Source organism: Photorhabdus hainanensis (assembly GCF_018448965.1).
In the GTDB taxonomy this organism is placed as follows: Bacteria; Pseudomonadota; Gammaproteobacteria; order Enterobacterales; family Enterobacteriaceae; genus Photorhabdus; species Photorhabdus akhurstii.
The window spans coordinates 25,782-35,801 of the sequence record NZ_RCWD01000048.1 but is presented as its reverse complement, the minus strand read 5'-3'; the positions used below and the strand labels follow the sequence as shown (position 1 = coordinate 35,801).

Below are 10,020 nucleotides of genomic sequence, written 5' to 3'. Positions count from 1 at the left end.
TTAAAGGCCGTGTGCGCACGGCAGAAATTAACAAAATTCGGGCTATTTGGATCACCATGCATCAGCAGGGATTTATTGATGATGGTTCAGAGTCAGCATTGAATAAATTTGTGATGCGACAAACAGCCAAAATCAATGGTGCCGGAGTCGCAGAGGTCGGCTGGCTAACCCCCTCACTGGTTTATCCGGTTATTGAGAGTTTGAAAAAATGGCATCTCAGACTGATGACAGAATGCATGGCAGCCCGCAAGCAACCACTGCCAGCCCGCCGGGGATACGATGCGATATGTCACGCCTTTAATATGGGGAAATCATCATGAAAATAGCCCGTTGCCCAATTTGCCACTCTGACTGGCATTTAGAAGCGTTATGTGAAGATGACGCCAGTCGTCAGTTATTAAAAATGCTGTCTGAATTACCGGGCAGTTGTGCCCGGCATTTGGTGGCCTATATTGGCTTGTTTCGCCGTGAGAAACAAAACCTGTCCAATAGCCGGGCATTAAAACTGGCCGGTGAAGTGCTGGCGCTTTACAAACCCAGCCGGGTACTAGCTCACGCCTTGAGTGAAACTGTTGAACGCATCCGAGAAAAGCGGGCACAAGGAGACAAGAAACCGTTATCCAACCACAACTACTTGAAAACTGTCTATCAATCAGCCGAACAGATTATTGCCCAAAGCAGCAATATCAATGCACGGGAGAAACAACAAATTTCGGGTTCTGATAGTCGTGATGCCTATTTTAAACAAATGCAGCAAATGGGCGTCGATGTTACCAAATTATCAGGAGGTGCCGAATGGCTAATAAAACAGACGAAATAAACCTGCCACTTTTTGATGATGATCATGTCGAATTGGGGCAACTCTTGGACAGGTTAAACGATATCCCCTTTGCTGAATTGCAAGGGCGCTGGCCGCAGTTACTGGCAGACATGGTTGATCTGTTTAGTGCTGAATTGCAACGGCAAGGACAAGAAGAAACGCTATCCCGTTTATCTAGTAGTAAACTAGTGGGTGCATTAGCGCATTATTACGGTGGGCGTGCGGTTTATTTACCCACTGGTGAGGCTCTTAAAGCTGCGCTGAGAGATAATCAGTTATTTGATGAGTGGAGTCGTTCTCAAGGGAACATTGATAACTTGGCAAAAAAATATGCGCTCACGCATTCAACGGTTTATGCTATTCTGCGTCAACAGTTGATACTACATCGAAAACGTTATCAAATTGATTTACCTCTTGGATAAGTAAGGCCGATCATGAAAAAATGCCTCTTCCTATTAACATGTTTAATATTCTCTTTTTCTTGTCATGCAGCTCAACTTCCTGCTTTTGACATTGTGAAGAAAAATTTAGATACCTATGGCCTACTAAAAGCTAGTGAATGGAAATTTATAGGAGACACTAAAAAAAATACTCATGTCGCTATTGTTGATGGAAATCAATATTGGGCTAATAATAGAGCTATAGCTGCAATATTTAAGTTAACAGGCAATGAACAAGTATTAGAAAAAAAGTTAATGGATACGGCTGTTTTGTGTGTGCAGTTTTCTAAAGCTGTAATCGAAAACCTCACAGAAGAACAAGGCAAAGAATTACTTGCAACGATGGCTGCTGCAACCAGAGTTGAGGGTAGACAAGTATCTACCTCTGTTAATTCGTTTCGATATTACGCATCCATTGATAAAGGAACGAGTGACATTGTTTTTACCTGTGGTATTAGTCAGGGTGATTTTAACTAACAGTCATTCTGACTATTGATTGATTTTTGTTTGACTTCCCACAAACCCAATTGTCCCGCCTAAAACATGATGATGAGCTACCGATTATCAACAACAGGTAGCCATCATGACTTACCCTTACCGTTACAGCGTTTCCTTTATCCATGCTATCCATTACTTACTGCCCGTAGAAGGCGGCTATGTCAATAACCCCAACGACACCGGCGGCCAGACAAAATTGGGTATCAGTCAGCGCAGCTACCCTCACCTCAATATTGCCGCATTAACCGAAGACGATGCCACCGAAATCTATTACCGGGATTTCTGGCTGAAAGCCGGTTGCGATAAGTTACCGGCGGGTATCTCACTGGCGGTATTTGATGCCGCTGTTCAGCACGGCATCAAGCCCGCCGTACAGCAATTACAACGAGCGGTAGATGTACGGGATGACGGCGTTATCGGCCCTGTCACGCTGAATGCCGTTGAAACCTTTGCGCCGCAATATCTGTTTATCCGACTACTGAATCGGCGTGCGCTGACTTACGCCCGTATTATTGCCGTGAACCCGACACAAAAAGTCTTTCTTGACGGCTGGTTTAACCGCCTGGATAAGCTGACGCCTGCGGTGTTAGAGGTGTTGTGATGCTGCCGCCGCCGATTTCAGACCATTTATTAAAAAGACAAATTGCTGAATTGCGTAACCCGCGTTATTTAAGTATCTATGAAGCCGGGCGGGAACGTTGTTTACAGCAGGCATTGGCCGGCAACGATATCAGCGACATTCCAATTTATAGCTATAACGCCACTTATCAATCGCTATTTTGCCGGGGCTGGCAATCCGTTTCTGCTCAAGATATCCGCTTATTGCGGGCTGAACGCGACAGGGGGCCGGTATGTTAGCGCACTTAAAGCAGCTTATCAGCAACCCGGCAACCGGTCGCCTCTCAACCTCTGATACCACCTTATTCGGGGCATTTATTGCCAGCACAGCCGTTTTATTGTGGTGTGCGCTTGCTGGCAAGATGGATGAATATCTGTTCGTCGGCTATCTGGCGGCGTGGGTCACCCATTCCCAGGCATCAAAACAGGCCGCCATTAAGCGTGACAGAGAACTCAATGTGACAGAAAACCGCGAGGTGTTTGCCCGTGATTAATCTTATCCGACGTTATTGGCTCATTGTGGTATGGGGTTCGCTGTGCATTTGGCTGGGGGACAGGTGGGCCGGATCACGTTTGCAACCTCAAATCAATCAGGAAATTGAAAACCGCAAAGAAGCAGAACTGTCTTTTTATCGGGCACAAAAAGCCACCGCCGAATTAAACGCCGGCGCTCTGCATGATTTGATTGAAAAACAACAGGCGCAGCAACATGCAAATGAAAAGATGTCAAATGACTTATACGCCGCTATCACGCGCTTATCACAAACCACGCAACGTATTGAGCAACGTATTCCTGAGGCTCTTAGTCGTGATGGGAGTGCTTACACCGGCATTGGCCCTGACGGGTTGCGGCTCTACCAAGCCGCTCTCGGTTACCGCCACGCCGCCCCTGGTGATTTCAGCCTGCCCGGCCATTCCTCCCCAGTTGTTACAACTGCCCGTGAAACCGCCGATGCCCCGTTCCGGGGAGCCGCATGCGCTGCTGACTCATGCCAGCCGGTACGGCCAATGGAGCCAGGAACTGGCGCAAAAGCTGCTGGCAATCAAAGCCTGGGCGACCCAACAACAGGAGAAACAAAATGAGCAGACTGATTGACCGGGCATGTGAGTTAGAGCAATCCCAGCGCGAATTAGCCCTAAAAGCCCATGTTGAGCGGCCGATTCAGACAGGGAGCGGCATTTGCGGTCACTGTGGCGAGATGATTGATCCCGCCCGGCTTGCCATCAATCCGGCATTTGAATGCTGTGTTGACTGTCAAAAACAGGTTGAATTATGGGAGAAAAAATTCGGTGCTGGCATTTCTTAAAGAGAACTGGTCGATGGTGTGGGCGGCGGTCACGGTCACTTTTAACGTGGTGCTGGTGTTGCTCAGTAAAACTTATGCCAAACGTGATGATGTTGAGTTACTCAAAATGCAAGTACGTCAGTTGGAGGGTTCATTGTCGACTTTACCGAACCAGAAAGAATTACACGCTTTGCAACTGGAGATGGCAAACCTGCGCGGTGATTTAAAAGCGGCACTGCCGGAGCTGCGCCAGTTGCGCCATATGAGCGATTTGTTATTGCAAAATGAATTAAAGGAAAAGAATTAATGTCATCCATGCGTGAAATTTTGAACGCTGACCAGCGACTGGTGTTGCTGCGTTCACTGACCGAATGTGGTGGTGATGCCAATGAATCGGTCTTGCAGACCTGTCTTGATGCCTACGGTCATCGAGTCAGTCGCGATGTGGTGAAATCACATTGCCACTGGCTGGCTGAGCAAGGGTTGGTTTCGGTCAATGATGTTGCCGGTTGCCTGGTCATGACCATTACGGGGCGTGGCGCAGATGTTGCTGAGGGCCGCAGTACCGTACCGGGCGTGAAACGCCCCCGGCCAAGGGGATAGTCATGAGTAATAAACAGACGCGTGGCCGCCCGTCGAAGATTGATTTGTTGCCGCAGCCCATCCGGGACCAGCTGCACAGTTTGTTGCGTGATAAACGTCATACCCAGGAAGATATCCGCGCGGCGGTTAATGAATTGATTGATGAGGAAGGCTTACCCGATACGCTGAAAATCTCCCGGACGGGTCTGAATCGTTATGCCTCCCGGATGGAAACTTTGGGCGCACGCATTCGTGAAGGACGTGAAATTGCCGATGTGTGGGTCTCCCGTCTGGGGTCTGCGCCCTCTTCCGACGTGGGGAAGCTGTTGCAAGAATTTGTGAAATCCCTCGCATTTGAAACCAGTATGAAGTTGGCCGAGGGGGATGAGCCGGTTGAACCGAAAGCCTTATCTCAGTTAGCCCTGGTCGCCGCCCGGATTGAACAGGCCGCCATGACCAGCACGAAGCGCGAAAAAGAAATCCGGGCCGCGTTTGCGGCGGAAGCCGCAGAGCAGACAGAAGCCCTGGTCAAACAGGCCGGTCTCACGGCGGAAGCGGCGGCAGATATCAAGCGCCAAATATTAGGAATTGTTTAATGTTGGTACAGGAATTAAATCCGGCGACAGAATTTATTATCAATGCGGTTAACGACGAAACATTTGATCCCAATGCGGTGCTGCTGGGTTATCAAAAGCGCTGGATCGCCGATGAATCGGTCTTAAAAATTGCAGAAAAATCGCGGCGGACCGGGTTGACCTGGGCCGAGGCCGCTGACGCGTCACTGACCGCCGCCAAAGCCCGTGACGCCGGCGGCACAAACCATTTCTATATCGGTTCCAATAAAGAAATGGCGCGGGAATTTATTGATGCGGCGGCGATGTGGGCTAAAGCTTACGGACTGGCGGCGGGTGAAGTCGGTGAAGAAGTCTTCGAGGATGAAGATAAAGATATCCTGACATTTGTTATTTACTTTAGCAGCGGGTTTAAAGTCCAGGCATTATCCAGCAATCCGAAGAACCTGCGCGGGATGCAGGGGAATGTCACGATTGATGAAGCCGCTTTCCATGAACGGCTGGCCGAAGTGCTGAAAGCCGCGCTGGCCTTGACCATGTGGGGCGCAAAAGTGCGCATTATTTCTACCCATAACGGCCATGAAAACCTGTTTAACGAGTTGCTCCAGGATTCCCGCGCCGGGCGTAAACGGTATTCTGTTCATACGATTACGCTGGATGATGCTTGCAATGACGGGCTGTATAAACGTATCTGCCAGGTTTCCCGGCAAACCTGGTCGCAGGAAAAAGAAGACGAATGGAAAGCTAATTTACTCAAAGACACCGCGACGGAAGAAGATGCACTGGAAGAATATTATTGCGTGCCGAAGCAAGGCAGCGGGGCCTATATCCCCCGGGTGCTGATTGACCGTGCAACCGATGCCCAGTGTGTTGTTGTCCGTTTTGCTATGCCCAGGGGCCATATGACCTGGACAGAAGACGAGCGTAAAAACACGGTGTTGACGTTTTGTGAAGAGACGCTGTTACCTGCATTACAAAAACTGGATCCTGATACCCGCCATGCTTTCGGTCAGGATTTTGCCCGTTCCGGCGATTTATCGGTCATCGGGGCCGGGAGTATTGAGCAGGACACCCGCCGCATTCTGCATATCACCGTTGAACTGCATGATGTGCCTTATAACCAGCAACGCCAGATAGCCTTTTTTATGATTGACCGACTCCCCCGTTTGGTCGGGATTGCCATCGACTCGACAGGGAACGGTGGTTATTTAGGGGAAGCCGTGTTATTGCACTACGGTGAAAATATGGTCGATGCTATCCATATCACCGATAATTTCTATCGTGAATGGTCACCAAAATACAAGGCGCTGTATGAATCCAATGACATCCGTATTCCTAAAGATGAAGACATCATTGCCGACCAGCGCCAAATCCAGAACATCCGGGGCGTGCCCAAAATTGATAAAACCCGCCGAGCCGGGACCGACGGTAAAAAACGTCACGGCGACAGTGCCGGGGCGTATCTGATGTTTACCCGTGCTACCTATATGGATGGACAAATGATTGACTTTATTCCGTTGCCGGGTAAACACACTGCGGCAAATGACGACGACGATTTACCTAACTTTGAGCGAGGCTGCTGGTGAAAATATTCAACAGGTTAGTGGATGCCGTTGGCCGCCGCTTTTGGTTTAACCACGAGATGCAGACTCAGGATGATGAATCTCGTGTGTCACAATTGCGCCGATATTATGGTGATCATCCGGTCAGTGGTTTGACGCCTGCCCGCGCGGCTGACATTCTGATTGAGGCCGAGCGCGGCCAGCTACTGGCACAGTGTGAACTGGCGGAAGATATGGAAGAAAAAGACGCGCATTTACAGTCAGAATTAAGTAAGCGCCGGCGGGCGATCCAGTCACTTGACTGGTCAGTTAAGCCGCCGCCCAATGCCAGCCGGGAAGAAATCAGCGACGCCGAGCTATTAACCGAAATATTGTTAGATGCGGATTGGTTACCCGATTGCCTTTTCGATGCCACAGACGCGATATTAAAAGGGTTCAGCTGCCAAGAAATCGAGTGGGAAGATGCCGGCGAGCTGATTATTCCTCGGGCGGTGGAATGGCGCGACCCGGCCTGGTTTCAAACGCCTCAGTATGAGCGCAATCAATTACGCTTACGCAACGGGACGGCGGACGGGGAAGATTTGCAGCCGTTCGGCTGGGTACAGCATATCGCCAAATCCAAATCGGGCTATCTTGCCCGGACGGGGTTAATCCGCACCCTGGTCTGGCCGTTTATCTTCAAGAACTATTCTGTCCGGGACCTGGCCGAGTTTCTGGAAATCTACGGTCTGCCCATTCGCGTGGGACAATATCCGGCGGGCGCGACCGACAAAGAGAAACAAACCCTGCTTCATGCGGTGATGAGTATCGGTCACAACGCCGGCGGGATTATTCCCCGCTCCATGTTGATTGATTTTAAAGCGGCGGCAGACGGCACATCAGACCCGTTCATGGCGATGATGAATTGGGCTGAGTTGAGCATGTCGAAAGCCATTCTGGGTGGCACACTGACCAGCCAGGCAGACGGCGCGACAAGTACCAATGCGCTGGGTAACGTGCATAATGAAGTGCGTTTCGAGGTGCGCAACAGTGACGCCACGCAACTGGCCGCCACACTCACGCGGGATCTGGTATTTCCTTTATATGCTTTGAACTGCAAATCATTCGATAATCAGCGGCGTAAACCGGTATTTGAGTTTGATTTGTCCGAGCCGGAAGACGTGAGCGCTTATGCCGCCGCGCTGCCGGGGCTGGTCGGTCTGGGGATGAAAATTCCGGTGCAATGGGTGCATGATAAGCTGCAAATTCCTGTTGCCGCCGATGATGAAGATTGCCTGACAGTCCCCGAAACACCCGCAGCCCCGGATTTCTCTTCCGCCTTTTTAAACGCTAAAACCGGATGGACCGCATTAACGGCGGAACCGGTGACATCGGTGAATACGATGCCGGGTGCGGTAAGCGGCCAGGAATGGCAAAACACGGTTGACCCGCTGCTAGTCCCTATTCTTGCGGCACTGGAAACCGGGGGCTATGAGGCGGCAAAAAATAAAGCGTCTGAACTCTATGCTGACATGGACGATGAACAACTGGCTGATATGTTACATCGGGCGATGTTTGTCGCCGAACTCTGGGGACGTCTGAATGCCACAACCGGTTGATTTAGGTATTGCCGCTAAATTAGAGCCAAAACTGGCCGTGGATTATTTTCGCGCCAAGGGCTATGACGTCAACTGGAACTGGCAGGAAACCGATGCTGCCGCCCATGCGCGGGCGTTCACCGTGGCAAAAGCGGCGCGGATGGATATTCTGACCACTATTCGTGATGAGGTGGATAAAGCGCTGAGTCAGGGCACCACCGAACGCGATTTTATTAAAAGCCTGAAACCCCGTTTGCAAGAGCAGGGTTGGTGGGGTAAGCAAATTGTGGTTGACGGTGACGGTAATGCGGAAACCGTCCAGTTAGGCAGCCCGGCACGGCTGGCAACAATTTATCGCACTAACCTGGCTACCGCGTATCAAGCCGGGCGATATCAGCAACAACTGGCAAGTACAGATACCCATCCCTACTGGCAGTACATTGCTGTCATTGACAAGAACACGCGGAAAAGCCATGCGGCGATGCACGGGCGGGTGTTTCGTTTTGATGATCCGATTTGGAACACGCTCTATCCACCTAACGACTGGGGGTGTCGCTGCCGCATTCGCGCATTGACTGCCGCTCAGGTTAAACGGATGGGGTTAACGGTCGAGTCCAGTCTCGGCGCGGTGAGCACCCAGCTTGTTGAGACCGGGGTTGATAAGCGGACAGGTGAAGTTTATCAGTCAGAAGTCACGACGTACCGCAACGGCAAGCAGCGCATGACCACCGGCGCGGGCTGGTCAAACAATGCCGGGCAACTGGCTATGGGGTCGGATATCAGTATTGCGCGTAAGCTGATTGGGTTGCAAAACCGTGAACTCCGTCAGCAGGTTATTCAGTCATTGAATAACGCCCCGGTACGACAACACGCGTTCGCGCAATGGGTCGGCCAGGTGCTGACGCAACGGCGTCCTGGCAACAACATTCAGCCGCTGGGGTTTATGACCGAGGATATTGCCGTGGCGGTGGAGGAACGAACCGGCAAGCCTGCCGCACGAGTGCTGGCTATCAGTGAAAAAGACCTGGTGCATGCTGACAGCCTTAAACACCAGAAAAAAGGCGTCGCATTGACGATGGACGAATATCAGGCGCTACCTAAAACCGTGGCTAATCCGTCCGCAATACTTTGGGATAAGCAGAATCAGAATTTATTGTATATTCGTAGTGATGATAACCGCACCATTAAAACGGTGGTCAATGCGCCCTGGTCTGTGCGCAAACAACCGGATGCCTTAGATGTGGTGATTAATACGTACCGGGTGCCGTTAACTGAACTGAAAAAAGGGATCGCCGGCGGGAATTATGAATTGCTGAAAGGGGCGCTGTAACAACAAAGCCCCGAATAACCGGGGCTTGTCACAATGGCGGGAGTCGAACCCGCATAAACGTATGGCTTGCGCTGACGTCGAATTACCGTTATTCGTACACTGTTTAACCTATTTTACCATGAGTGAATCTTAATGCAACTTGACTATCAATTTGATGACGCAGCGATACAAGCGGCTTTTAAACGGGTGCAAAAGCTGGGGCGGGATACGACGCCGATCACCCGCGCGATTGCCGCGGTTCTCGCCAGTGAAAGCGAGGAGGCGTTTGCGCAAGAAGCTGACCCGACGACAGGCAACCCCTGGAAACCGTTAACCGAAAAGTACAAAGCCAGGCTGGCAAAAAAAGGCAAGACAGGCAGAATGTTACAGCGTTCGCAAGGGGGACTGGCGATGTCGTTATCAACAGAATACGACGCAGTGAGCGCCGCCATCGGTGCTAACAAAATCTATGCCCCGATTCAGATGTGGGGCGGATTACCTGATATGCCGCCAGGTCCGGCTGCGGTACCCGCTCGCCCGTATATGGGGCTATCAGCGCAAGGCGCGGCGGATATTATCGACATTATCAATACGCAGCACGCAGCCGCATTGAAAGCGCGTTAGCCTGTCAGGCTGACAGAAAAAAAAGTTAAACGCCTCCTGAGATTTTTAAACGGGTTTTAAACGGGGTATAGTGTCACGGCTCACCCCCGTTTTATCTTTTCTTTCCCAGTCAGGTGTGATCCCCCACAAACC

The 10,020-nt window shown here is 50.8% G+C and carries 16 protein-coding genes; all 16 read left to right on the top strand.

What is annotated here, in order from left to right; genetic code table 11:
• Positions 1–320 (top strand): regulatory protein GemA (locus EAE92_RS21375; protein WP_214069519.1); only part of this gene is annotated, 320 nt, incomplete at its 5' end.
• Positions 317–820 (top strand): hypothetical protein, encoded by a 504-nt coding sequence (locus tag EAE92_RS21370; protein WP_065824595.1) that lies wholly within the window; start codon positions 317–319, stop codon positions 818–820. The genes EAE92_RS21375 and EAE92_RS21370, both read left to right, overlap by 4 nt.
• Positions 796–1,242 (top strand): Mor transcription activator family protein, encoded by a 447-nt coding sequence (locus EAE92_RS21365; protein ID WP_065824594.1) that lies wholly within the window; start codon positions 796–798, stop codon positions 1,240–1,242. Before EAE92_RS21370 ends, EAE92_RS21365 begins: the two co-directional genes overlap by 25 nt.
• A gap of 12 nt (positions 1,243–1,254) precedes the next feature.
• Positions 1,255–1,737, top strand: coding sequence for a hypothetical protein (locus EAE92_RS21360; RefSeq protein ID WP_065824593.1), 483 nt, complete (start codon positions 1,255–1,257; stop codon positions 1,735–1,737).
• A gap of 106 nt (positions 1,738–1,843) precedes the next feature.
• Complete coding sequence (locus tag EAE92_RS21355) at positions 1,844–2,359, top strand: glycoside hydrolase family 108 protein (RefSeq protein WP_214069518.1); 516 nt, start codon at positions 1,844–1,846, stop codon at positions 2,357–2,359.
• Positions 2,359–2,616 carry a hypothetical protein gene (locus EAE92_RS21350; RefSeq protein WP_113049607.1) on the top strand — a complete coding sequence of 86 codons (258 nt, stop codon included), beginning with the start codon at positions 2,359–2,361 and terminating at the stop codon, positions 2,614–2,616. The genes EAE92_RS21355 and EAE92_RS21350 overlap by 1 nt, the downstream gene beginning before the upstream one ends.
• Positions 2,610–2,870, top strand: coding sequence for a DUF2644 domain-containing protein (locus EAE92_RS21345; RefSeq protein ID WP_049581984.1), 261 nt, complete (start codon positions 2,610–2,612; stop codon positions 2,868–2,870). Before EAE92_RS21350 ends, EAE92_RS21345 begins: the two co-directional genes overlap by 7 nt.
• Positions 2,863–3,459 carry a hypothetical protein gene (locus tag EAE92_RS21340; RefSeq protein WP_214069517.1) on the top strand — a complete coding sequence of 199 codons (597 nt, stop codon included), beginning with the start codon at positions 2,863–2,865 and terminating at the stop codon, positions 3,457–3,459. Before EAE92_RS21345 ends, EAE92_RS21340 begins: the two co-directional genes overlap by 8 nt.
• Positions 3,456–3,683: a TraR/DksA C4-type zinc finger protein gene (locus EAE92_RS21335; RefSeq protein WP_214069516.1), complete on the top strand. Its 228-nt coding sequence runs from the start codon at positions 3,456–3,458 to the stop codon at positions 3,681–3,683. The genes EAE92_RS21340 and EAE92_RS21335 overlap by 4 nt, the downstream gene beginning before the upstream one ends.
• Positions 3,667–3,969 (top strand): DUF2730 family protein, encoded by a 303-nt coding sequence (locus EAE92_RS21330; protein ID WP_072164826.1) that lies wholly within the window; start codon positions 3,667–3,669, stop codon positions 3,967–3,969. Before EAE92_RS21335 ends, EAE92_RS21330 begins: the two co-directional genes overlap by 17 nt.
• Before the next feature lie 8 nt (positions 3,970–3,977).
• On the top strand, positions 3,978–4,265 hold the full coding sequence (locus EAE92_RS21325; protein WP_172908135.1) for a VpaChn25_0724 family phage protein: 288 nt from the start codon (positions 3,978–3,980) through the stop codon (positions 4,263–4,265).
• Between the two features lie 2 nt (positions 4,266–4,267).
• A complete protein-coding gene (locus tag EAE92_RS21320) occupies positions 4,268–4,840 on the top strand; it encodes a DUF3486 family protein (protein ID WP_214069515.1) in 573 nt (190 codons plus the stop codon).
• Entirely contained in the window at positions 4,840–6,402 is a 1,563-nt protein-coding gene (locus EAE92_RS21315) for a terminase large subunit domain-containing protein (RefSeq protein ID WP_214069514.1), read from the top strand. The genes EAE92_RS21320 and EAE92_RS21315 overlap by 1 nt, the downstream gene beginning before the upstream one ends.
• On the top strand, positions 6,399–7,976 hold the full coding sequence (locus EAE92_RS21310) for a DUF935 domain-containing protein (protein WP_339959413.1): 1,578 nt from the start codon (positions 6,399–6,401) through the stop codon (positions 7,974–7,976). The genes EAE92_RS21315 and EAE92_RS21310 overlap by 4 nt, the downstream gene beginning before the upstream one ends.
• Positions 7,960–9,285 carry a phage head morphogenesis protein gene (locus EAE92_RS21305; protein ID WP_214069513.1) on the top strand — a complete coding sequence of 442 codons (1,326 nt, stop codon included), beginning with the start codon at positions 7,960–7,962 and terminating at the stop codon, positions 9,283–9,285. The genes EAE92_RS21310 and EAE92_RS21305 overlap by 17 nt, the downstream gene beginning before the upstream one ends.
• A gap of 132 nt (positions 9,286–9,417) precedes the next feature.
• A complete protein-coding gene (locus EAE92_RS21300) occupies positions 9,418–9,888 on the top strand; it encodes a phage virion morphogenesis protein (protein ID WP_214069512.1) in 471 nt (156 codons plus the stop codon).
• Positions 9,889–10,020: the final 132 nt, after the last annotated feature.

What these genes read in the sequence shown, in the direction of transcription:
- EAE92_RS21345 (WP_049581984.1), top strand. Translation starts at nt 2,610, where the DNA reads ATGTTAGCGCACTTAAAGCAGCTTATCAGCAACCCGGCAACCGGTCGC.
- EAE92_RS21360 (WP_065824593.1), top strand. Translation starts at nt 1,255, where the DNA reads ATGAAAAAATGCCTCTTCCTATTAACATGTTTAATATTCTCTTTTTCT.
- EAE92_RS21365 (WP_065824594.1), top strand. Translation starts at nt 796, where the DNA reads ATGGCTAATAAAACAGACGAAATAAACCTGCCACTTTTTGATGATGAT.
- EAE92_RS21320 (WP_214069515.1), top strand. Translation starts at nt 4,268, where the DNA reads ATGAGTAATAAACAGACGCGTGGCCGCCCGTCGAAGATTGATTTGTTG.
- EAE92_RS21355 (WP_214069518.1), top strand. Translation starts at nt 1,844, where the DNA reads ATGACTTACCCTTACCGTTACAGCGTTTCCTTTATCCATGCTATCCAT.
- EAE92_RS21325 (WP_172908135.1), top strand. Translation starts at nt 3,978, where the DNA reads ATGCGTGAAATTTTGAACGCTGACCAGCGACTGGTGTTGCTGCGTTCA.
- EAE92_RS21315 (WP_214069514.1), top strand. Translation starts at nt 4,840, where the DNA reads ATGTTGGTACAGGAATTAAATCCGGCGACAGAATTTATTATCAATGCG.
- EAE92_RS21350 (WP_113049607.1), top strand. Translation starts at nt 2,359, where the DNA reads ATGCTGCCGCCGCCGATTTCAGACCATTTATTAAAAAGACAAATTGCT.
- EAE92_RS21305 (WP_214069513.1), top strand. Translation starts at nt 7,960, where the DNA reads ATGCCACAACCGGTTGATTTAGGTATTGCCGCTAAATTAGAGCCAAAA.
- EAE92_RS21370 (WP_065824595.1), top strand. Translation starts at nt 317, where the DNA reads ATGAAAATAGCCCGTTGCCCAATTTGCCACTCTGACTGGCATTTAGAA.
- EAE92_RS21300 (WP_214069512.1), top strand. Translation starts at nt 9,418, where the DNA reads ATGCAACTTGACTATCAATTTGATGACGCAGCGATACAAGCGGCTTTT.
- EAE92_RS21335 (WP_214069516.1), top strand. Translation starts at nt 3,456, where the DNA reads ATGAGCAGACTGATTGACCGGGCATGTGAGTTAGAGCAATCCCAGCGC.